The 23,022-nt window shown below is 59.7% G+C and carries 21 protein-coding genes; 8 read left to right on the forward strand and 13 right to left on the reverse strand.

What is annotated here, in order from left to right; genetic code table 11:
• Positions 1-19: 19 nt before the first annotated feature.
• From C5L13_RS09485 to C5L13_RS09505, 5 genes are all read right to left on the reverse strand, one after another.
• Complete coding sequence (locus C5L13_RS09485; protein ID WP_105383016.1) at positions 20-850, reverse strand: glycerophosphodiester phosphodiesterase family protein; 831 nt, start codon at positions 848-850, stop codon at positions 20-22.
• On the reverse strand, positions 847-1,989 hold the full coding sequence (locus C5L13_RS09490; RefSeq protein WP_105383017.1) for an ABC transporter ATP-binding protein: 1,143 nt from the start codon (positions 1,987-1,989) through the stop codon (positions 847-849). The genes C5L13_RS09485 and C5L13_RS09490 overlap by 4 nt, the downstream gene beginning before the upstream one ends.
• A 2-nt stretch (positions 1,990-1,991) precedes the next feature.
• Complete coding sequence (locus tag C5L13_RS09495; RefSeq protein ID WP_105383018.1) at positions 1,992-2,909, reverse strand: ABC transporter permease subunit; 918 nt, start codon at positions 2,907-2,909, stop codon at positions 1,992-1,994.
• Positions 2,910-2,912: 3 nt separating this feature from the next.
• The gene (locus tag C5L13_RS09500; RefSeq protein ID WP_105383019.1) at positions 2,913-3,803 is read right to left on the reverse strand and encodes a carbohydrate ABC transporter permease; all 891 of its coding nucleotides are present in this window, start codon (positions 3,801-3,803) and stop codon (positions 2,913-2,915) included.
• A gap of 68 nt (positions 3,804-3,871) precedes the next feature.
• Entirely contained in the window at positions 3,872-5,182 is a 1,311-nt protein-coding gene (locus C5L13_RS09505) for an extracellular solute-binding protein (protein WP_407070415.1), read from the reverse strand.
• 183 nt (positions 5,183-5,365) lie between these two features.
• On the opposite strand from C5L13_RS09505, the gene C5L13_RS09510 reads away from it, so the two are divergent.
• Positions 5,366-6,526, forward strand: a complete 1,161-nt coding sequence (locus C5L13_RS09510; protein ID WP_105383020.1) for an ROK family transcriptional regulator — start codon at positions 5,366-5,368, stop codon at positions 6,524-6,526.
• Positions 6,527-6,643: 117 nt separating this feature from the next.
• On the opposite strand, the gene C5L13_RS09515 is transcribed toward C5L13_RS09510, so the two are convergent.
• From C5L13_RS09515 to C5L13_RS09550, 8 genes are all read right to left on the reverse strand, one after another.
• On the reverse strand, positions 6,644-7,594 hold the full coding sequence (locus C5L13_RS09515; RefSeq protein ID WP_105383021.1) for a sugar kinase: 951 nt from the start codon (positions 7,592-7,594) through the stop codon (positions 6,644-6,646).
• Between the two features lie 13 nt (positions 7,595-7,607).
• Positions 7,608-8,669: an ABC transporter ATP-binding protein gene (locus C5L13_RS09520; RefSeq protein WP_105383022.1), complete on the reverse strand. Its 1,062-nt coding sequence runs from the start codon at positions 8,667-8,669 to the stop codon at positions 7,608-7,610.
• A 30-nt stretch (positions 8,670-8,699) separates the two neighbouring features.
• Positions 8,700-9,521 (reverse strand): carbohydrate ABC transporter permease, encoded by an 822-nt coding sequence (locus tag C5L13_RS09525; RefSeq protein ID WP_105383023.1) that lies wholly within the window; start codon positions 9,519-9,521, stop codon positions 8,700-8,702.
• Positions 9,521-10,459 (reverse strand): carbohydrate ABC transporter permease, encoded by a 939-nt coding sequence (locus C5L13_RS09530; protein ID WP_105383024.1) that lies wholly within the window; start codon positions 10,457-10,459, stop codon positions 9,521-9,523. Before C5L13_RS09530 ends, C5L13_RS09525 begins: the two co-directional genes overlap by 1 nt.
• Entirely contained in the window at positions 10,459-11,790 is a 1,332-nt protein-coding gene (locus C5L13_RS09535) for an ABC transporter substrate-binding protein (RefSeq protein ID WP_105383151.1), read from the reverse strand. The genes C5L13_RS09530 and C5L13_RS09535 overlap by 1 nt, the downstream gene beginning before the upstream one ends.
• Positions 11,791-11,843: 53 nt before the next feature.
• Positions 11,844-12,503 carry a GntR family transcriptional regulator gene (locus C5L13_RS09540; RefSeq protein WP_105383025.1) on the reverse strand — a complete coding sequence of 220 codons (660 nt, stop codon included), beginning with the start codon at positions 12,501-12,503 and terminating at the stop codon, positions 11,844-11,846.
• Between the two features lie 22 nt (positions 12,504-12,525).
• Positions 12,526-13,410: a dihydrodipicolinate synthase family protein gene (locus tag C5L13_RS09545; protein ID WP_105383026.1), complete on the reverse strand. Its 885-nt coding sequence runs from the start codon at positions 13,408-13,410 to the stop codon at positions 12,526-12,528.
• A gap of 163 nt (positions 13,411-13,573) precedes the next feature.
• Positions 13,574-14,059 carry an Lrp/AsnC family transcriptional regulator gene (locus C5L13_RS09550; RefSeq protein WP_105383027.1) on the reverse strand — a complete coding sequence of 162 codons (486 nt, stop codon included), beginning with the start codon at positions 14,057-14,059 and terminating at the stop codon, positions 13,574-13,576.
• A 122-nt stretch (positions 14,060-14,181) separates the two neighbouring features.
• Here C5L13_RS09550 and C5L13_RS09555 point away from each other — a divergent pair, with 122 nt between their 5' ends.
• The 7 genes from C5L13_RS09555 to doeB all read left to right on the forward strand — a co-directional run bounded on the left by C5L13_RS09555 (position 14,182) and on the right by doeB (position 22,990).
• Positions 14,182-15,660, forward strand: a complete 1,479-nt coding sequence (locus tag C5L13_RS09555; protein WP_105383028.1) for an NAD-dependent succinate-semialdehyde dehydrogenase — start codon at positions 14,182-14,184, stop codon at positions 15,658-15,660.
• Between the two features lie 14 nt (positions 15,661-15,674).
• Complete coding sequence (locus C5L13_RS09560; RefSeq protein WP_105383152.1) at positions 15,675-17,078, forward strand: aspartate aminotransferase family protein; 1,404 nt, start codon at positions 15,675-15,677, stop codon at positions 17,076-17,078.
• A 174-nt stretch (positions 17,079-17,252) separates the two neighbouring features.
• Positions 17,253-18,701 carry a MocR-like ectoine utilization transcription factor EhuR gene (gene ehuR, locus C5L13_RS09565; protein WP_105383029.1) on the forward strand — a complete coding sequence of 483 codons (1,449 nt, stop codon included), beginning with the start codon at positions 17,253-17,255 and terminating at the stop codon, positions 18,699-18,701.
• A 66-nt stretch (positions 18,702-18,767) separates the two neighbouring features.
• Complete coding sequence (gene eutB, locus C5L13_RS09570; RefSeq protein WP_105383030.1) at positions 18,768-19,787, forward strand: hydroxyectoine utilization dehydratase EutB; 1,020 nt, start codon at positions 18,768-18,770, stop codon at positions 19,785-19,787.
• Positions 19,784-20,797, forward strand: a complete 1,014-nt coding sequence (gene eutC, locus C5L13_RS09575; protein ID WP_105383031.1) for an ectoine utilization protein EutC — start codon at positions 19,784-19,786, stop codon at positions 20,795-20,797. The genes eutB and eutC overlap by 4 nt, the downstream gene beginning before the upstream one ends.
• A complete protein-coding gene (doeA, locus tag C5L13_RS09580) occupies positions 20,794-21,972 on the forward strand; it encodes an ectoine hydrolase DoeA (RefSeq protein ID WP_105383032.1) in 1,179 nt (392 codons plus the stop codon). Before eutC ends, doeA begins: the two co-directional genes overlap by 4 nt.
• A 4-nt stretch (positions 21,973-21,976) precedes the next feature.
• Complete coding sequence (gene doeB, locus C5L13_RS09585; protein ID WP_105383033.1) at positions 21,977-22,990, forward strand: N(2)-acetyl-L-2,4-diaminobutanoate deacetylase DoeB; 1,014 nt, start codon at positions 21,977-21,979, stop codon at positions 22,988-22,990.
• Positions 22,991-23,022: the final 32 nt, after the last annotated feature.

The raw sequence follows: 23,022 nt of genomic DNA on the forward strand, positions 1-23,022 counted from the left end.
GTCATTCCCTTTGATTGATTCAGGTGCGGCGGGCCGCGAGATAGGATTTGAGAGCGGCCGCCTCGTCCGTCTGGATGACGGAGACGCCGGCGTCGATCAGCCGGCCCCAGACGGCGTCCGGGTCGGCCTGCGCGGCCATGTCGGTGAAACCGGCGCAGGCGACGGAATCGAGCGTGTTGACCCAAAGTGCCATGCCGTTTTCACGCACGAGGCCATCGACGGCAGACAGTTGCTCGAGACGGTCGAAATAGATCTCGCAGACGGGAGGAGAAAGCTCGGACAGAAGTGCCATCTGGGATGCAGCAGTCGGCACGTTGAGGTGTGTCTTGGCCATGAAGAGAACGTCGTGCGGCTCGATCGTTTCGCGGATCCAGGTGAGGTCCTCGGCGCTCTTCAGTGAGGCCCAGAAATCTACCTGGCCGGCAACGCCCATGCCCTTGGCGAGAGCGACGACACCGGGGATGACGGCGCGCTGCTTCACGTCGAGATGCAGGAAGATGCGGTCGCGCGTCAGGTCGAAAACCTCTCGGAGACTCGGCACTCGTTCCTGGGTGAAGCTATTTTCGTCGCCACCGTCGCGGTTGCGCAGGCGCAGCTCCTTCAGCTGTTGCGACGACAATTCTTCCACTGCATGAGCGAGACCAGTCATGCGGGTAAGCGCCTCGTCATGCAGCAGGAAAAGTTCGCCATCGGCACTGCGCCTTATGTCGATCTCCACCACGTCATGACCGGCGCTGATCGCCCGTTCGATTGCAAGAAGGCTGTTTTCCGGCGCGCCCCGCCAAAGACCCCGATGCGCAACCACGGCACAGTCACGGCCAGGATCGGCGATAAATTCCCTGAAGTTCACTGGTATTCCTTCGCCGATCGCCGAACGGCTTCGGCCTGTCGGAATGAATTGGGAATAGCGCGGCCGGTTTCAGCGTCGAAAAGGTGAAGGCGCGTCTGTGGGAAAGCAAATGAGAAGGAGGACGTTTTGTCCATTTCGTCGCCGAATGGCGTGGCGATGCGCAAAGGCTGGCCGGCGAGATCGGCTTCGATAATTTCATGGGAACCGAGGTCCTCGCGGTAGCGGATCGCCGCCTTGAGCCGGCCGCCTGCACCGATGACTATGTCTTCCGGCCGGATGCCGAGCTGAAAATTGCCTTGACCCGCATAGTTTGCAACCACCTGCCCATCTGAGAGCCGCAGCGTGTCTCCGTCGCCGGTAACCCGCAGAATGTTCATCGCCGGCGCCCCGATAAATTTGGCGACGAAGACGGAGGCAGGCTGATAGTAGATCGCCTTCGGCGTATCGAACTGCTCGATACGTCCCTTGTTGAGGATGAGAATGCGGTCGGCGAGCGTCATCGCCTCGACCTGATCGTGGGTAACGAAGACGCTGGTCGCCCCGATACGGCGGTGCAGGTCGGCAAGTTCAACGCGCATATCGTGCCGAAGCTGCGCGTCAAGGTTTGAGAGAGGTTCGTCGAAGAGGAGCACGCCCGGTTCGCGGATGATGGCGCGGCCGATTGCGACGCGCTGGCGCTGACCACCGGAAAGTTGCCCTGGCTTGCGAGCGACAAGATCCGAAAGCCCGAGCATTTTCGCGACCTTCGCAACCCGTTCGGTCCGCTGCGCCTTGGAAACGCCTGCCACTTTCAGGCTGTAAGCCATGTTTTCGGCAACGGTCATATGCGGATAAAGCGCATAGTTCTGGAATACCATGGCGCAGCCGCGGTGTTTGGGTTCGAGTTCCTGCACCTCCCGGCCGCCGATGAGAATTTTGCCTTCGCTGACCCTTTCGAGCCCAGCGATCATCTGCAGAAGCGTGGACTTGCCGCAGCCAGACGGGCCGAGCACGACGGTGAATTCGCCGGCACGAAGCTCGACATCGAGTGGCGGTATGACAACGTTCCTGGCGTCATACGCCTTGGTGACGGCGCTCAGCTTGATATCAGCCGCGGCAGCGCGGATGGCGGTGCCCATGGGGGTATCTGTGGCGGTCATCGTCATTTCTCCGAAAGAACGAGGCCCTGGACGAGATAGCGCTGCAAAAGGGCAATCATCGTCAGGGGGACGAGGGAGACGAGCACGGCGCCAGCCATGATCATCGGGAAATCCGGAACCTGGCCATCGGCATCCGGTACTAGGCGGGCGAGGCCGACGACGGCGGTCTGCATGTCAGGCGTCGAAGCGCCGACCAGCGGCCAGAGATACTGCGTCCAACCGCTCAGGAAGGTGAGTACGAAAAGCGACGCGACGCTGGTGCGCGACAGGGGCAGAAGGATGTCGAAAAGGAAGCGGATCGGCCCCGCCCCATCCATGCGTGCGGCCTTCAACAGGTCCTTGGGCAGCGTCAGAAAAAACTGCCGGAAAAGGAACGTGCCCGTGCCATGCGCCACAAGCGGCGCGATCAAGCCAAAATGCGTGTTGAGTACGCTGAGTTCGAGATGAGCCGGTGTGCCGAAAACGCTCGCGATTACGTCGTTGAGGCCGGTGACATCCAGAACCGCGTTGAGCGGCGAGAATATGTTGGAGGCCACTTGGTATGTGGTGATCACGCGGATATCGAGCGGCAGCATGATCGTCACCAGGATCAGCGCGAAGACCAAACCGGCCCAGCGGACGCGGAAATAGACGATTGCATAGGCCGACAGAAAGGACAGCGCACAGGTGGCCAAGGCATTGAAGAAGGCGACCAGCAGGCTGTTGAGCATCTGGATGGGAATGCGCGTCTCGGTGATCACCTTGCCCATGTTGGCGAACAGTTGGTTGCCGGGATACCAGGCGACCCCGTTACGCAGCATGAATTCGTAGGACTGCGAGGCGGTGGACAGCGTCAGATAAAGCGGTCCGACAATGTAGACGACGCCGATCAACAGCAGGATGCTGGCGACGATATTGATGGAGCGTGCGTTCTCGACCATGGCTCAGCGCTCGTAGTTTATGCGCCGGCCGAGGAAGACGAACTGGCAAGCTGCGAGAAGGACGACGAAGATCATGAGGAGTACTGTCTGTGTGGAGGCGCCGGAGAGATCGTAGCCGCTGAAACCGTCGACATAGATCTTGTAGACCAGCAGCGTCGTCGATCCGCCTGGGCCGCCCTCGGTGATCGTATCGATCAGCGCGAAGACCGATGTGATGCTCTCGGTGAATTCCAGCACGAAGGTCAGAAAGAGCTGCGGCAGGATCAGCGGCAACTGCACGTCGAAAATGCGCCGCCAGGGCCCGGCCCCGTCCATGGCCGCCGCCTGGTACATGGTGTGCGGAATGGAGCGCAGGCCGGCGAGCAGAATGACGAAATTGAACGGAATGCCACTCCAGACATGCGCCGCGACAAGCGTGATGAAGGCGTCGGTCCCATCGATACCGGGATTCCAAAGGCCGGGGAACATGGTGTTAAGCGGCGCCATGATGCCGACGAATGGGTTGAAGATGAAGGCGAAGACGACACCGATCGAGGCGCCGGCAATGCCCTTCGGCCAGACCAGGATGTTGCGCGCCGGAAGGGACATGCCGATCTTGCGATCGGCGGCGACCGCCAGCATCAGCGGCACCACGACCGCCAGCGACGACGCCGTCATCATGAAAACGATGGTGCGCCAACCGGACATCCAGAATTCCGGATCGGAAAGCACGCGCTCGAAATTCTGGAGGCCGACGAATTGCGAGCCGCCGCCGAAAGGCTGTTCCAGGAAGAACGACCAGTAGAAGGCCTGGAAGACCGGCACATAGAAGAACAGGACGATCAGCGACATAAGCGGCACCGCCAGGAGAAGCGGCAGCCAGCGGTGGCTGAACAGGGAGGATTCCAAAGACATGGAGAAGGCCTCTACAAAGGAAACGGGGATAGGGCGGTCCGCCGCCCTATACCTTTGCTTGCGTCAGGTCAGGGAAGCTGCTTGCCCTTGTAGGTCTGCTCGAAGCGGCGCAGCAGTTGGTCGCCGCGCTTCTTGGTGTTGTCGAGCGCGACCTGCATGGTCTGCTGGCCGGCAAAAGCCTTCTGGGTTTCTTCCATGAAGACTTCGCGGAACTGCACATAGAAGCCGAGGCGGATGCCGCGGGTATCCGGCGTCGCCGGCTGGTTCATGGATTCGACGCCGACCTTGGCTGTCGCGTATTTCGGCGAATTGGCCTCGTCGCTCTTGGCGATGGCGTCGAGAACGTCGGTCGTGACCGGCACGTAGCCGGTGGCCGCGGTGAAGAACATCTGCTGTTCGGGGCGGCGCAGGAAGTCGAGGAAGGCCTTCGCCGCTTCGATTTCGTCCTTGCTGTGCCCCTTCATGACGTAGATGGAAGCACCACCGACGAAGGTGTTGTGGCGCTCGTAGCTCTTGTACATCGGCGCCATGTTGACGGTCAGTTCGTACTTGCCTTCGAAAGCCTTGGCGGCGGCGGCATAGGAACCGGACGACTGTTCCATCATCGCGCATTCCCCGGCATTGAAGGCGGCGGTGTAGTTGCCGGCCTTGGTGTCGGCGGCGAGACGGACGAGGCCTTCCTTGCGCCAATCGACGAGATTGGCGAGATGCTTGGCGGCAAAGGTGGTGTTTATGACGTATTCGGCATCGAGACCGTCATAACCATTGTGCTTGGTCGCGATCGGCAGGCCGTGGCGGGCAGAGAACTGTTCGAGCACGCGCCAGGTGTCGCCATCGGTGACGAACGGGCAGGCATGGCCTGCGGCCTTCAACTTGCGGGCGGCTTCGATGATCTCTTCCCAGGAAGTCGGGGTCTGCGTCACGCCGGCTTTTTCAAGCTCGGTCTTGTTGGTGTAGAAGAGAAGCGTCGAGGAATTGTAGGGCTGGGCAAACAGTTTGCCCCCCGAGGTTTCGTAGTAAGCACGCGTGCCGGCAATAAAATTGTCCCACTTCACGTCGGGCATCAGGTCCTGGACCGGCTCGACGGCGTCCGACAGCATCAGGTCGAGCGTGCCGGCGTCGAAGAACTGGATCAGAACCGGATGGTTCTTCGCGCGATAGGCGGCGATCGCCTTCTGCATTGCGACTTCGTAGCTACCCTGTCCGACGCAATTGACCTTATGCTGGCTCTGTGCGCCGTTGAAGGCCTCGCACTGTGCCTTGATGGCCACTTCGACATTGCCCGTGTTGCCGTACCAGAATTCGAAATTGGTTGCTTGCGCCGAACCTGCGCCTGCCATGAGGGCGGCTGCGGCCGCCAGAGTGAACCTATTCATCATTGCCCTCGCCTGATTTTGAACCGGCCGAGTTCGATCTCGGGCCGTTGCGAGCGCTTACTACACTTTGTGTGTAACAATTGAGTGACGGCTAGACGGCTTGAAATCTGCAGTTTTCGCTTGTAGTCAGAGACTACCTATGGGGCATGAGTGAATTTATTACACTTATATGGTAAAGGTTGAGCAGTGACGGATTTCTATTCGCCGGAAGCCCTGATACCGAAGCGCTTTCTTCGTTCCGACGAAGACACGGTGGTTTCCCCCAATGAGCGGAGGATTTTGCAGTTGATCTGGCGAAATCCGGGCATATCGCGCTCGGAAATCACCGGGCATATCGATCTCACGCAGCAGTCCGTGCACCGCATCCTTGACCATTTGGCCGAGCGCGGCATCATTCTTTTTGGCTCGGCAAAGCCCGGCCTCGGGCGAGGGCAGCCAAGCCCTATGTTGCGGCTGAGCAGCAGCCATGCCTATGCCTGCGGTATTTCGGTCAATACGGACGTGATCGGAATCTGCCTGATGGATTTTGCAGGCAATGTCGTTGGCGAAAGCGAGGTTCCCCTGCGCGAACTGACCATGGCTCAGGCTCTGCAACTCGTGAAAGCGCAGGTAGCCGATCTGCAAAAGCAGAATGATCTAGCCGATGAAGGCTTTTTTGGCGTGGGTTTTGCGATCGCCGGTTACCATGTCGACGGAACGCGCCATAACGCGCCGCTCCCCCTTCACGAATGGTCCCTGATCGAACTTGGCCCGATCATCGCAAACCTGTTCGACAGGCCGGCCTGGGTGATCAATGGGGGTAAGGCCGGTGCGATTGCCGAATCCATGTTCGGTGCCGGTCGCTTCATCCGGCATTTTGCATATCTGAGCTTCAACTACGGCTTCGGCGGCGGTGTCATTAGCGATGGCGAACTGATGCAGGGTGGCAATGGCAACGCCGGGGAATTCTCCGGAATGTTCGACGCCGTTGAAACGGAACGGCGGCCGGCCCTTCAATATATCATCAACCGGCTGAACCGGAACGGTGTCAACGTTCCCTCCATTCACTATATGCGCCGGCATTTCGACCCGAAATGGCCTGGTGTTCTGGAATGGGTGGACGAGGTGACACCAGCCTACAATCGTCTGGTCAATGCCATTCGCGCCGCCATCGATCCGCAGGCCATCGTATTCGGCGGCCAGATACCCACCGGGCTGGCGCAGATGCTGATTGATCGGACGGAGATTTTCGACCGCCCCCGCTACGGCATACATCGCGCCAGCCCGAAATTGATCATTTCCGAGATTGCGAGCGACGCTCCGGCGATGGGCGCGGCGATTATGCCCTTCCGCCGGACGTTCTATTGATCTGCTTTGGCAATCACATTGGAAACGGATGACGTCTCGATCGGTCTGCCTGTGCTGCGGAAGGGATCTGAGCTATCGGTCCCCGCACCCAGCTGTCTGCGATACCGAAAAACGGGTTCAAGCCTGTTCACACCACGCCCGCAACGCAGCTAGCGCTTCAGATCGGCTTGGCGCGCCTAACCGACCGCCGAAAATAGTGCATTTGAGAGCGGCGGCGGCGGAAGAAAGGCGAATGGCGGCTCGGCTCGACATTCCCTCGGCGATGGCAAGTGCGAACGTGCCATGAAAGATGTCGCCCGCGGCCAGCGTATCGATAGCCTTGATACGCATCGCGTGCTCGAAATGTAAGGTGGCATCTCCGGGCTCTTTCCAATGGCAGCCGGCGGGTCCAGCGGTCACGGCAATGAACGTCTCGGGGTAACGCTGGTGAAGACACGGCAGCATATCCACGACCCGTTCGGCACCCGTCAACAGCCTGGCAGCAGGTTCCGAAAAGATGACGTGGCTGGCCGCGGGCACCAGCTTTTCAAGCGTATCCACCGAGGCGACATCGCCATCGAGGATGGCCGGTTTGCCGATCTTGCGGGCCACGTTCAGCACGTCGAAGGCCAATTCGGGCCACCGCACATCCACCAGCACGGCATCGAAGGCAGCGATGTCGCTGGCGGTGCAGGCTCGTTTGTTTCTATGCAGCTTATGATCGTAAAACGGCACGATCAGCCGTTCGCCCTTGTCATCGACCAGAATTGTCGAAAGAGCGGACTGAGCTCCTTCGACAATCGTCACACCGCTTGTGTCGATACCGCTTTCGCTCAGATCATTCAAAATGCGACGGCCGGTCTCATCATCTCCAACCGCAGCCCAAAGGCTGGCACGGCCGCCCATGCGAAAAACCGCATAGGCGGCGCTGGATGCCATGCCTTCGGCAATCTGCATCATGGCATACGGAAGCACCTTGCCCTCGCCGCACGGCATCTCGCGCACACGAAACAACGTGTCGAGAACGGCAGCGCCCACGCACAGCACGTGTTTCGCGTGCTTTTCCGACTCTGAGCTACTCGTTTCCATGCCGGTAACCGGATCAGATACGCTTGCCCGTCTCTATGTCGAACAAATGGACAGTGGACGGATCGATGGCGATCCGAATCGTATCGCCGAAGCGCACAGCCAGCCGCTCGCGGAACAGGCAGGCGATTTCATCACTCTTGCAGGTGAGCTTGGCATAGATTTCCGAACCTGTGCCCTCCACCAGTTCCACCCGACCTTCAATACCGCCGGTTGCGACTGCGCGAATATGCTCCGGCCGGACGCCGCAGATGAGCTCGCGCCCCCCCAGCGTTGCGGGATTTGCACTTTGCGGCAGAGGTAGCGTCAGCCCGTTTCCGGTGCGGAACACGCCCTCTTCCACGCGGCCGCGGATGAAATTCATGGCCGGCGAACCGATGAAGCCGGCAACGAAGAGGTTGGCGGGACGGTCGTAGAGCTCCAGCGGCGCGCCGATCTGCTCAATCACCCCATCGTGCAACACGACAATCTTGTCGGCCATGGTCATGGCTTCCACCTGGTCATGCGTGACATAGATGGTGGTGGTCCCGATGCGCTGGTGCAGCGCCTTGATCTCGCCACGCATTTGCACGCGAAGCTTGGCATCGAGGTTCGACAGTGGTTCATCGAACAGGAAAACCTGCGGATCGCGCACCAGCGCGCGGCCCATGGCGACACGCTGGCGTTGACCGCCAGAGAGCTGGCGCGGATAACGCTCCAGCAGGCTCTCCAATCCCAAAATGGACGCAGCTCTATCGACTTTCGCCCTGGTTTCTTCCGCACCGGCCTTCTTCAACTTCAATGCGAAGCCCATGTTGTCCTTGACCGTCATGTGCGGATAAAGCGCGTAATTCTGGAAAACCATGGCGATATCCCGATCTCGGGCAGGCAGGTTGCTGACCTCGCGCGTGCCGATACGGATCTCGCCATCGCTCAATTCCTCAAGCCCGGCAATCATGCGCAGCAGCGTAGACTTGCCGCAGCCGGACGGGCCGACGAGTGCGACGAACTCCCCGTCTTGGATATCGATGTCGATGCCGTGGATCACACGGACTGCGCCGAAACGCTTCTGAACATTCTGAATATTGACCGATGCCATGGATATGATCCCGTGATGAAGCGTTTGATCTCAGCCGCCCTTGACGGCGCCGGCGGTAAGGCCCGCAACGATCTGTTTCTGTGCGAACATGGTTAGCAGCAGCACCGGCAGCGTCACGATCAAGGCGGCTGCCGCAAGAGGCCCCCAACTGACCTGCTCGAAGGAAAGCATGTTGTAGACGGCGACCGGCAAGGTGCGGGTCTCGCGGCTTGCCAGTACGATGCCGAAAACGAAATTGTTCCAGGAGAAGATCACCGCCAGGATGAAGGACACGACGATGCCGGGCTTTGCGATCGGTAGTGCGACAAGGCGGAAGACCTGCCAAGACGAGGCGCCATCGATGCTCGCAGCCTCCTCGAGTTCCTTGGGAGTGGTTTCGAAATAGCCGATCATAATCCAGACGACGATCGGAACGGTGACCACCAGGTGAATGATGATCTGCGGCCAGAGCGTGCCGAGAAGGTTCAGCCACTGGAACAGCAGGAAAAGCGGAATAAGGAAGGAGAGACCTGGCGTCATGCGGGCGATCATGATGACGACAGCCGACTTCTCCGCCTTGAGACGAGCGATGCCGTAGCCGGCCGGAACGCCGATCAGCAGCGCCAGAATGGTTGCGGCACCGGTGACCAGAACTGAATTCCAGAAGTAGAGGAAAAAGTTGTTCTCCTCGAAAACCCTCACATAGTTCGACCACGCAAACCGCTCCGGTATCAGGATCGGTGGGTAGGCACCGTTGTCGATCTCGTATTTCAGCGATAGCGAGATCATCCAGAGGAAGAACAGGACGACCGGCGATATCATAACCAGCGCCACGAAGAAGAGGCCGATGCGGTCGAGTGTCTTGCGTTTCATCAGCGTTCCTCCATCTCCGACCAGTTGGTGCGCTGGCGAACCATCAGCAGCACGAAGGAGAGCGCCACAATGGCTATGAAGAAGATGACGGCCATGGCTGAGCCGTACCCGATGTCGTAGTAGGCAAATGACGTGTTGTAGAGGTAGATGTTGATCGTTTCCGATGCCGTACCGGGTCCGCCCTGGGTCATCGCATAGATGATGTCGAAGCTTTTGACGGCGTCGATGGAGCGGATGATCAGGGCAATCATCAGGAATGGTGCGATCATCGGCAGGGTAAGATAGCGGAACTTTTGCCACGCGTTGGCACCGTCGATTTCCGCGCTCTCATAGGGTTCTCGCGGTATGGAGGCCAGCCCACCGAGCACGATCAGCATAACGAGCGGCGTCCACTGCCAGGTCTCGACCAGCACCAACGAGGGAATGACGGTAGACTGGTTGTAGATCCACTCCAGCGGCCCGATTCCGACGAGGGACAGCAGGTAGTTCAGCACGCCGAGCTGCGGATGAAACATCATCGTCCATACGAGCGCGATGGCAACCGGGGTCGCCATCATAGGCATGACGAATACGCCCCGCAGGAAACCGCGCAAGGGGAATTGCGCGTCGAAAACCAGAGCCGCTAGGGTTCCGAGAAACAGCGGCGCCACCACCGAAAGCACGGTGTAGAGAAGGGTGTGCCACAGGGATTCCCAGAACCGGGCGTCGCCGGCCAGCCGGATATAGTTGTCGAACCCGATGAAGCTCTGTTCCTGCCCCAGGGTCCACCGATGCGCGCTCATCCACAAGGTGAAGACCCAAGGAAACACGATCACGGCTGAAATAACGACAAGTGCCGGTATGACGAACGGCCAATAATTGGGAGCAAGCCGCACGGGCTTGCTCCCTTTTTCACGGCCGCTGCGTGCCGCCGTATTTTCCATGCCCACCGAGGCCATTATCCCTCGCTTCGCGCTAGAACCGGTGCAAACTGCTCCGTGGCCTTTTTGAGCTCGGTTGCCGGATCAGCGCCGCCGATCATGTTGGTGAGGCCAACGCCGAAGCTGTCGCGGAACTCCGTTACTGGAATGATGACGGGAAGCGCCAACTGCGAAATCTTGCCCGAACCAACGACGGCATCAAGCCAGGCAGCCGGCATCTTCACGCCCTCGCGCACCTTCCGGTCTTCCAGAATGGATTGGCGGAACGGAACGCCGGCACCGGCCTGAAGCAGCCGTGCGCCCATCTCATGCGAGATAGCCCATTGGCAGAAGAGATAGCCGGCTTCCTTCTTGGTACTGGCTTCCACGACACCGAGACCATCTCCGAAGGTGCCGGACGCTTGTGCCGACGGTCCCTTGGGCATGACACCGTAACCGACCTTGCCGACGACGCGGGATTTTTCAGGGTTTTCGATCGGCGGAGCGAAGCCCACGCCATCGAACCACATCCCGATCTTGCCCTGCAGGAAAGCAGACTGCGCTTCCGCCCAGTTGAAACCGGAAACGCCAGGAGGTGCCGCCTTCGTCATCAGGCGCTGATAGAGCTTTGCGGCCTCCACGGCTTCTTTCGAATCCGTTGCAAGCTTTCCGTCGGCACCGATGGGCTTTGCCCCATACCCCAGCATCAGCGAGGTCCAGACGGGGGTATTGGCGTTCTTGAGGCCCCGCGCGACGAAGCCATAGGTGTTGGTAGAGGGATCGGTGAGCTTTTCAGCCGCTGTCACCATCTCCTCGAAGGTTTCAGGATATTTCAGACCCTTTGCCTCGAAAAGCTCCTTGTTCCAGTAGATAATCCAGTAGTCGACCGAAAACGGGAGCGAACGCAGCACGCCGTCCGCATCCCTGGCAAACTGCATGCCGGCATCTGCGAAATCTGCTTCAACGAGAGAAGGATCCGTGAGCGAGGGATCTTTCAGAAAGCCGCTGATATCGGCCAGCCATTTGCCCTTTTCAAACTGCCGTTTCTGAACATGGTAGCTTAGGTGCACGACATCGAAGCTCGGCTTGCCCGAGGACAACTCTATCACGACCTTCTGGCGCTGCTGCTGCTCAGGCGTGGCCTCGGCATTGACCTTGATGCCCGTAAGTTCCTGGAACTCTCCCAGATATTTGATCAGCGTTTCGCTGCGCGGGCTCTTGACCAGATTGACCTCGAGCGTGGTGCCTGCGTGCTTCTTCCAATTGATCGCGGCCGATGCCGGGCGGATGCCAAGCAGGGCACTTCCGCCGATTGCCGTTGTACCCGCCAGAAACCCGCGGCGTGTAGGCTTGAGCAATGAATGTGTCATTTCCTTCTCCTCCATCTAGCCGGAAATTCTCCTCACCCCGGCTTGCTGCTTCTTTAAATTGCCAATGCCCTATCCCTTGCGCTGCGGATATGAGCCGTCAGCCGCTCCACGGCTTCTTCTACGGATCGCCTCTCGATGGCTTCGAGAATGGCGAGATGTTCCTTCATAACCGACCTCACGTGGCCGGCGATGCGGAAGCGCTCCTGATTGATGAGGCGCATTTTGATCGAATTGACGCGGTAGGCGTTCGAGATGATCGAGTTGCCGAGCGAGTCGATGAAAGCATCATGCATGCCCCAGTCCACAGCCTGGGCATGCTGATCCAGTTCCGGTGAAACGTTGCCGTTTTCTGCCGCCTCGGCGATGTCGCGATGCTCCTTAAGAAGCCTTGCGATCGTTTCGTCAGAGGCAGAAAGGGTAAATAGGGCCAAGGCTTCCTTTTCGAGAAAGATGCGGAACTGGAATGCCTCGCGGATGAGGTTGAGATCGATATGGGCAACCTGCAACCCCCGCTGCGGAACGGTCTTGATCAGCCCATCGGCTTCCAGCCGTGGAATGGCCTCGCGAATTGCTCCTAGCGGCAGACCCGTCAACTCTACCAGGCGGCGCTGAGAGATGAACTGTCCCGGGCGAACGTCACGCGACAGAAGGTGGTGCGTAAAGCTCTCATACGCCCGCTCCCTCAAAGTTGTCTGTTCACCGGTATCGTCCATACCCACCCCTTGTAGGCGGCCGTCAGGCTGCCTGCTTGCGAAATAGTGCGTCGAACGCGCCTTTAATCCTGCTTCGGTCTTCCGACGAGACCGCCACGAGCGGCGCACGCACGTTGAGCCAGATGTCTTCTCCCATCGTGTGGGATAGCAGCACCTTCACGGCAGGCGTCACCGGGAATTTCAGGAGTTCGACAACAAGATCCTCTACCCGGCGATCATTCTTGCCATCAACGGCCATCGCACGAACTTCGCCCGGCAGGAAATTGGCAACACCCGAAATGGCTCCCTGACCGCCGAGACGCACACCTTTTGCAAGGTCACGCTCGTCGCCGATCAAAATGATAAGGTCCCCATGATCCTTCAACAGCTGCTCGGTGTGAGCCCAGTTTCCGGAGGAGTCCTTAACTCCGGTGACGACACCAGGAAATGCGCGGCGTAGCCGCCCCACCAGCTCGACCGACAAGGTCACCATGGTGACGGAGGGTATGTTGTAGACGAGAACATCGCGGGCAGCCGTGCCTAGCTTCTCAAATACGGCCGAGAACCATGCAAACAGCCCATCGTCACTGACATTCTTGAAATAGGATGGCGGGGCAAGAAGAATATTGCGCACCCCAACTTCGAGAGCCTGGGACGCCTGATCTGCGGCATCTTCGATCGAATCCACCAGAACACCAGTCACGATTGCGGACGGCGCTATTCCCGCCTCGATGAACCGCGAGAGAACAGCCTGCCGCTCCCGGCTCCCGATCGAACACCCCTCCCCGGTCGTACCAAACAGGGTGACACTATCGCAGCCATTGGCCAGGCAACGACGTGCATGACCGATCATGACATCGACATCAATCATACCGTCAGCTTTGAACGGGCTTGTGAGAGCTGCCGAAAGGCCAAATTTGGTGGGCAATTAAGGTACTCCTCCATGAGATTGAAATCTGATACCTCACTAACATGTTAGTTGTAAACAGCCGATTTTCACTTTTCTCCTGATGCAGTTACCGGGGATACAAGATTCCCGCCGGGACCCTGCATTGCGCTGGTGATTGACAGCGAGAAACCGCTAACGACGACTATCGAAACTCTATCGGATCGTTGTCTATGGGAAAGGCGAATCCTGCCTTCACGCGATCCATGACGACCATCGTCTTGAAGCCTTTGATATCGTAGTTCTCGTAGAAGAAGCGGCGTGTGAAGGCTTCATAGTCCTCCATGTCCTTCGCCGTGATCACCAGGATAAAGTCGGCATCACCTGTCACGTAATAGCCGATCATCACTTCCTTGGTGGCGCGGATCGCTGCCTTGAACCGGTCAACGATATCCGCGCGCTCGCGCTCCAACGACACCAGAACGATCATGGTGATGCCGCGTCCCACAGCCTTTGGCGAGACAATCGCCACGTCCGCCTCGATGACCCCCTCCTCGCGCAACCGCTTCAGCCGCCTCTGGCATGCCGTCGGCGAGAGATTGACGATCTGCGCCAGTTCTTCCGAAGTCAGGCGATTGTTCTTCTGGACGGCGTCAAGCAGCGCTCTGTCGGCTCTATCAAGTCTGATCATGCAGAAATCCTGCGTAAGAATCCATAAATAAGCGTAGATCCTGCGCAAATGCAGGGCTGAACACTGCCAATTGATCATGACGCGCGGTTAGGGTCCTTGTAAACCCCAATCGGAGCCTCCCCATGAAAGGCATTGCCTCTGCTGCCCTGAAAAACCTGTCGCGACCCGACTTGATCGAGCGCCGTGCCTTTCTTAATGGCGCATGGGTTGCCCGCAACGAGGCCCATGAAGTTGTTGATCCTGCGAATGGCGAACGCCTTGCCGATGTCGCAGCTTGCTCGTTTGAAGATGTCGATGCAGCGGTCGAAGCTGCAAAGGGCGCTTTTCTCGATTGGCGCGACAAGCTTCCGGCCGAACGTGGGCAGATCCTACGCATATGGGGCAAGCTGATGCGCGACAACGCGCAGGACCTTGCAACCATCATGACCGCCGAACAAGGCAAGCCGTTGGCGGAAGCGCTTGGCGAAATCTCCTATGCCGCCAATTTCCTCGACTGGTTTGCCGCCGAAGGCGAGCGCGCCTACGGCGAAACAATCCCAAGCCACCTGCCTGGCAGCCGCCTTTCGGTACACATGCAACCGCTGGGCGTCACCGTCGCCATCACACCCTGGAATTTCCCCTCTGCCATGATCACCCGCAAGGCGGGCGCTGCTCTCGCTGCCGGCTGCACCATGATCGTCAAGCCTGCCCCGGAAACCCCTCTTTCGGCGCTCGCGCTGGCAAAGCTTGCGCAGGAGGCCGGCATTCCCGCTGGCGTATTTCAGGTTATCACCGGCGAAGCCGCACCGCTCGCGCGCCGTCTACTGGAACATGCGGATGTGCGGGCGTTTTCCTTCACCGGCTCGACTGAGGTCGGGAGGATCCTGCTCACACAATCTGCGGCGACCGTCAAAAAGGCTTCGCTGGAACTTGGCGGCCATGCGCCTTTCATTCTTTTCGACGACGCCGATCTTTCCAAGGCCGTCGTCGGCTGCATCGGCGCCAAATTCGCGACGTCCGGCCAGGATTGCCTTGCAGCCAATCGCATCTACGTCCAGCGCGGACTTTACGATCGGTTCGTCCATCGGTTCGCCGAGGCCACTTCCGAGCTCACCGTCGGCCATGGTTTTGAACCGGGCACCGATATCGGCCCCATGACGCGGGCATCGGTGGCCGAAAAATGCCGTCAGCAGATCGCACAAGCGCTTTCCGCCGGTGCACGCCTGGTATGCGGCGGGCAGGATAGCCCGCTCGGCGGCAACTTCGTCACACCGACCGTTCTTGCCGAAGTCACCGACGATATGCTGATCGCACGGGAGGAAACGTTCGGGCCGGTAGCCGCGATATTGCCATTCGATGACGAACAGGAAGTGCTGGTCCGCGCCAATGCCACCGAAATGGGGCTGGCCGCCTACGTCTATACCAATGATCTCGCTCGGGCGATGCGTCTGACTGACCGGCTCGAATACGGCATGGTTGCCGTCAACACGCCGAAATTCACCGGTGCTCCGATTCCGTTCGGTGGCTGGAAGCAATCAGGCCTCGGTCGCGAAGGCTCGCGCCATGGCCTCTCCGAATATCTCGAAGCAAAATATGTCTGCTTCGGCAATCTCGCTGCATGAAAGGATCCTTTGCCATGACCGTCAACCTCGACCAGATCGCCCAGATGGACCGCAATTCGGTTCTACATCCCTTTACGCAGCTCAAGGATTTTGCCAGCGGCAAGATGGGTGATCCGACGATCGTCGAAACCGGCAAAGGCATCCGCATCCAGGACGCTCACGGCAAGCAGTTGATCGATGGCTTTGCTGGTCTCTACTGCGTCAATGTCGGCTATGGCCGAACCGAGGTGGCCGAGGCCATTTCGCGCCAGGCCTACCGCCTCGCCTACTACCACTCCTATGCGGCGCACACGACCGACGAACTCGCGATCCTCTCCGACCGTCTGGTGAAGATGGCGCCGGGTAATATGAGCAAGGTTTTCTACGGCATGTCCGGTTCTGATGCCAACGAGACACAGGCCAAGCTCGTGTGGTACTACAGCAACCTGCGCGGCAAGCCGAACAAGAAGAAGATTATATCCCGCGAACGCGGTTATCATGGTTGCAGCGTCGTATCCGGCTCCATGACCGGCATGAGTTTCTACCATGACCACATGGACCTGCCGCGCGCCGGCATTCTCCACACGGGCGCACCGCATCATTACTGGGGTGCGAAGGCTGGCGAGACGGAACTCGAGTTTTCGAAGCGCCGCGCAGCGGAACTCGATGCTCTGATCCTGCGCGAAGACCCGGACACAATCGGCGCCTTCATCGCCGAGCCGGTGCTTGGTACGGGCGGCATCACCCCGCCGCCACAGGGCTATTGGGAAGAAGTGCAGGCGATCCTCAAGAAATACGACATCCTGCTCATCGCCGACGAAGTCATTACCGGTTTCGGACGCACGGGCTCGATGTTCGGCTCGCAGCATTACGGCATCGAACCGGACCTGATCACCGTCGCCAAGGGTCTGACCTCGGCCTATTTTCCGCTGTCTGGCGCGATCGTCGGGGAAAAGGTCTACAAGGTGCTGGAAGAAGGTGCCGATCGCGTCGGAGCTTTTTCGCACGGCTACACCTATTCCGGCCATCCGATCGGCGCTGCAGCCGCCAACGCCGTTCTCGACATCGTCGAGAAGGAGGACTTGCCGGGCAATGCGCGCGAAGTCGGCAGCTATTTCCAGGAACAACTGAAGGCGAAATTCGCACAACTTCCCATCGTGGGTGAAGTACGTGGGGTCGGATTGATGGGCGCAATCGAATTCGTGGCGGATCGTGAAAAAAAGACGCGCTTTGCGCCCGGCCTGACCGTTGGGGCGCGTGTCTCGAAGGCTGCGCGCAATCGTGGCCTGATTGCTCGTGCCATGCCGCACGGCGACATCCTGGGTTTTGCGCCGCCGCTCGTGACGACAAAGGGCGAAATTGACGAGATAGTCGCCATCGCCGAGTCCGCAGTCCGATCCGTCATGGACGAATTGGTGCAGGCTGGCGAAAAGATCTGACATAAATTAGCCGGGCGGGATTTTCTTGCGCGGCTGTGCCCGCTTTGCGGGCAGTATCGCCACGACACTGCTTATTTGCAGAGCAATCGCCACCGGCAATGTATAACGCTTCATCTTTTCGATGAAGCGTGCATAATGTCATGAAAATATCTTCGCCAAAAACGAGACAATTTCATGCGCCGCCAAGCCAATCCCGTCACCCTGACCCCTGTTCCCGCGACGAGACCGGTGGCGTGGCGACCGAACCTCGCCAAACAGAAGGGTGAAACGAAGCATGCGGCACTCACCGAGCGCATCATCGCCGATATTGATGCCGGTCTCCTCAAGCCGTTGGATCGCATGCCCACGCATCGCGACCTGGCGCGTGAGCTCGGCCTTTCAGTTCAGACCGTCAGTCTCTCCTACAAGGAAGCTGAACGCCTCGGTTATCTGAGCGGTGAAATAGGTCGCGGCACCTTCGTCAAGGCGCGCGTTACGGATCGGGCGGGACGCATGATGCTCGATCATAGCCCGAACGAGGTGCTCGACCTTTCGATCGTTCGCGGCGTTTATCTCGATGCACACGAAGCCGCCTCTCGCGAGATTTTTCGTGACATGTCCGAAGGCAGCGTCGCGGACTTCATGCGCCCATGCCGTCCGATCGCCGGCCTTGATCGTCATCGCGAAGCCGCCCGCATCTGGCTGCGCACTCTGGGCGTTTCTGCCGGAGCCGAACGCATCCTCATGACCAATGGCGCCGCTCACGGCATCTTCCTGGCGCTGAGCTGCATCATCCGTTCCGGCGACGTGGTCTTGAGCGAAAATCTTACCGACCATGGAACTATCGGACTTTCCAACATACTCGGCTTTAGTTTGAAGGGCCTCCCGACGGATAGTGAAGGTATTTTGCCCGACGCTCTGGAGGCCGCTTGCGCTTCGGGCGGCGTACGGGCGTTGGTGCTGATTCCGACGCTCAACAATCCGACCGGCCACGTCATGGGCGCGGGGCGCAGGCGTGAGATAGCCGCGATCGCGGAACGTCACGGGGTTTTCGTCATCGAGGACGAGGTCTACCGCCCTTTGATCGAGGAGGACCTGCCTTCAATCGCAGAGATGCTGCCCGATCTCGGCTTCTTCGTGACGAGCTTTACCAAGGCGGTGCTGACCGGGCTGCGCGTCGGATATCTCGTCGTCCCCCCAGCCTACTCCATCCGTGCCGCCTCTATCCTGCGCGTATCGAGTTGGAGCGGCACCTATCTGACCGGCGAGATCGCCACACGCTGGATAGAAAACGGCACCGCGCAGCGGTTGCTCGAACTCCAGCGCAACGAGGCTCGGACCCGCCAGGGCATCGCCACGGATATCATCGGGGACCATATCTCCTCCAGCCACCCGCTGTCGCTTTGCGCCTGGCTGAAGGTTCCAAAATACTGGACGGAAGACGGGCTGGTGCGATCGCTCGCCATCCAGAATGTCGCCGTCACGCCGTCCGACCCGTTCATCGCCGGGCCTGGCCACGGCGGGGGCATTCGGATCTGCCTCGGCGGGCGCATGAGCCACACGACGCTGACCAAGGCGCTGATGACGGTGCGCCAGGCATTCGAGCAATTGCCTCCGGTCTATGACATCGGCTCCATGGGGTAGGTTGACCGGCACAATCATTGAATCATGACAATATATTAATTGACATGATTTTGCTTCGCTCACAACATGACAATTATGATGAGCGACGCCCCACCCATTCTAACCGAGAAAAAGGTGCTGCCGGTCCAGTTGGCAGACATCGAGCAGGCGGCTGCACGCATTGCTGGTCGCGTCTCGCGCACGCCGCTCGTTCATTCGAAAACTCTTTCCGAGACCATCGGCCAGCCCGTTTTTCTCAAGCTCGAAACGCGTCAGGCAATCGGCGCCTTCAAGCTGCGCGGCGCTATGAATGCGATCCTGTCGCTCGACGACGCGGCTCGCAAACGCGGTCTCGTGACCGCCTCGACAGGCAATCATGGGCGCGCCGTCGCCTACGCCGCACGAGAACTGAGCGTTCCGGCCACCATTTGCATGTCAGCGCTCGTTCCAGCCAACAAGATCGAAGCGATCCACACACTCGGCGCCGAAATTCGGATCGTCGGTACTTCTCAGGACGATGCACAGGAAGAGGTCGAGCGCCTCGTCGAGAACCGTCGCCTGACCCCGATCCCGCCTTTCGACGATGCGAACGTCGTTGCCGGCCAAGGCACGATCGGTCTCGAGATTGTCGAGGACCTGCCCGACCTCGCTATCGTACTCATTCCCCTTTCTGGCGGCGGCCTGGCTGGCGGCATCGCCGCAGCCGTCAAGGCGTTGAAGCCGCAGGTCCGCATCGTCGGAATTTCTATGGAGCGCGGAGCAGCGATGCATGCAGCCATTGCTGCAGGCAAACCGGTGGCAATCCGCGAAGAAGAAACGCTGGCGGACTCGCTCGGTGGCGGCATCGGTCATGCAAACCGCGTTACCTTCGCGCTTTGCCGAGACCTTCTCGATGAGGTCGTGCTGCTCACCGAAGACGAGATCGCTGCCGGTATCCGCCATGCAGCGCGCGAAGAAGGCGAAATCGTCGAGGGCGCAGGGGCGGTTGGGATTGCGGCCCTCCTGGCAAAGAAGGTTCGCCCTTCCGGCCCGAGCGCGGTCATCGTATCGGGCGGCAATATCGACCCGAAAAAACACCGGAACATTGTCGAGGGGGCCGCAGCATGAGCCGCATCAGCATTCTGACGGAAAAAGACCTCCGCGCTACCGTCACCCTCGATTTGTCCGCGGTTGATTGCGTCGAGCAGGCCTTTGCGGCGCTCGCCACCAAAGCCGTCGCCATGCCGCCAATCCTGCGCCTCGACATTCCTGAGTTCCGCGGCGAAGTGGATGTGAAGACAGCCTATGTGCCGGGTTTTGGCAGTTTCGCGATCAAGGTCAGCCCCGGCTTCTTCGACAACCCGAAGCTCGGCCTGCCGAGCCTCAACGGTCTTATGATCGTCCTCAGCGCCAGGACCGGTCTGGTCGAGGCCTTGCTTCTCGACAACGGCTATCTCACCGAGGTTCGTACCGCCGCCGCCGGCGCCGTCGCTGCCCGGCATTTGTCACGCGAAGAAGCCTCTGTCGCCACGATCTTCGGCGCCGGCGTGCAGGCGCGGCTGCAGCTTGCTGCGCTGATGCTCGTGCGCCAGATCAGGTCCGCCCGCATCTGGGCGCGGGATCACGCCCGAGCGCAAAAACTTGCCGCCGATCTTGCGCGCGAATACGGCATCGAAATTTCGGCCGTTGCCGATCCGCGAGACGCCGTCACCGGCGCCGATATCGTGGTCACCACCACGCCGGCGGAAAAGCCGATTCTGATCGCCGAGTGGCTGGAACCGGGTCAGCACCTGACCGCGATGGGTTCGGATTCCGAGCACAAGAACGAGATCGACCCGGCCGTATTTTCCCGCGCGACCTATGTCGCCGATCGCATCAGCCAGACCCGGATTCTGGGCGAATTGCACCATGCCATCAAGGTCGGCGCCGTGCAGCCCGATCGACAGTTCGCCGAGCTTGGCGCCGTGATCGCCGGCAAGGCAACGGGCCGGACCAGTGCCGACGAAATTACCTTCGCCGATCTCACGGGGACCGGCGTGCAGGACACGGCAATCGCCAATCTGGCTCTCACCCGTGCGGGACAAGCAGGCCGTGGCCAGACGATCGAGAACGACACAAACATGGGAGATGCCGCGTGAGCGTAACGCTGAACTTTACGCGCGAGGAATATGCCGAGCGCCTTTCCAAGGCTCGCCGCGCCATGGAAACGGCAGGGATCGATCTGCTGATCGTCACCGATCCGTCCAACATGCATTGGCTTACCGGCTATGACGGCTGGTCCTTCTATGTGCATCAATGCGTGCTGGTACCGCCGAGCGGCGAGCCGATCTGGTACGGCCGCAAACAGGACGCCAACGGCGCAAAGCGCACCGCCTACCTCGACCACGCCAATATTATCGGCTACCCGGATCACTACGTGCAGTCGTCCGAGCGCCACCCGATGGATCTCCTGTCGCAGATCATCGGCGAGCGCAAATGGTCGGGCCTGACGGTCGGCGTCGAGATGGATAACTACTACTTCTCGGCCGCCGCCTTCGCGTCGCTAGAGAAGCATCTGCCGAATGCTCGTTTCAAGGATGCGGCAGGCCTCGTCAACTGGCAACGTGCTGTCAAAAGCCCGACAGAACTCGACTACATGCGCAAGGCCGGCAAGATCGTCGAACTGATGCACAAACGTATCGTCGATGTCGTCGAACCGGGCATGCGCAAATGCGATCTGGTCGCCGAGATTTATGATGCCGGTATTCGAGGGACCTCGGAATTCGGCGGCGACTATCCGGCGATCGTGCCGCTTCTACCCTCGGGAGCAGATGCTTCCGCGCCGCACCTGACCTGGGACGACAAGCCGATGCGGCTGGGCGAAGGCACGTTCTTCGAAATCGCCGGCGCCTACAAACGCTATCATTGCCCACTGTCGCGTACCGTGTTCCTGGGCAAGCCGACCCAGGCCTTTCTCGACGCGGAGAAGGCGACGCTCGAAGGCATGGACGCAGGGCTTTCCGCGGCAAAGCCGGGCAATACCTGCGAGGATATCGCCAACGCCTTCTTCGCCGTCTTGAAGAAATACGGGATCATCAAGGACAATCGCACCGGTTATCCGATCGGTCTCTCCTATCCGCCGGACTGGGGCGAACGCACCATGAGCCTACGCCCGGGCGACCGCACGGAACTGGTGCCCGGCATGACCTTCCATTTCATGACCGGCCTCTGGCTCGAGGACATGGGGCTGGAGATCACCGAAAGCATCGCGATCACCCAAACCGGCGTCGAATGCCTGTCGAACGTGCCGCGCCAGCTGTTCGTGAAGGGCTAACACCATGCTGACCACCGGGCTTCGCCCCTCGCCGATCACTCCTTCCGTCGATTTCGATGGAAAGGGCGTGCAGCACGGCCACCTGCGCCTGCCCTATAGCCGAGACGACAGCGCATGGGGCTCGGTGATGATTCCGATCTGCGTCATCGCCAATGACGAGGGGCCAACCGCCCTTCTGACTGGAGCCAATCATGGGGACGAGTATGAGGGACCGGCCGCTCTCTTCGAACTGGCGCAAACGCTCGATCCGTCACAGGTGAGCGGCCGCATCATCATCGTCCCGGCGCTCAACTATCCCGCATTTCGCGCCGGCACGCGCACCTCGCCGATTGATCGCGGCAACCTGAACCGCAGCTTTCCAGGTCGCCCGGATGGCACGGTGACGGAAAAGATCGCCGACTATGTGACGCGCCATCTGATCCCGCTGGCCGACATCGTGCTCGACTTCCATTCAGGCGGCAAGACGCTCGACTTCCTGCCCTATGCCGCAGCTCACGAGCTGCCCGACAAGGATCAGGAAGCGCGTTGTTTCGACGCGGTGGCCGCCTTCGCGGCCCCCTATTCGATGAGGATGCTGGAGATCGATGCGGTCGGCATGCTGGATACGACGGTTGAGGAGATGGGGAAGGTATTCGTTACCACCGAGCTCGGCGGTGCTGGCACGGCCAGCGCAAAATCCATCGAGATTGCGCGAAAAGGTAGCTTCAATCTCCTGCGTCATGCCGGAATCTTGAAGGGCGGCCTGAATGTTCAGCCGACGCGATGGCTGGACATGCCCTCGAACGATTGCTTCACGTTCGCGCAGGATGACGGGTTGATTGCGTTTGCACGTGATCTCGGTGACCCAGTTCAGATCGGAGAGATCATCGCCCAAGTCTACCCCATCGGCAAGACCGGCATTGCTCCGATCAAATATCGTGCCGCCATGGACGGCGTGCTTGCCGCCCGTCACGTGCCCGGTCTCATCAAGGCCGGCGATTGCCTTTCCGTCATCGCGACGATCGCGGAGAAACCTTAAGCCCTAACACGACGCGAGATCCGAAAACGGAC

Source organism: Neorhizobium alkalisoli (assembly GCF_002968635.1).
Taxonomy (GTDB): domain Bacteria; phylum Pseudomonadota; class Alphaproteobacteria; order Rhizobiales; family Rhizobiaceae; genus Neorhizobium; species Neorhizobium alkalisoli.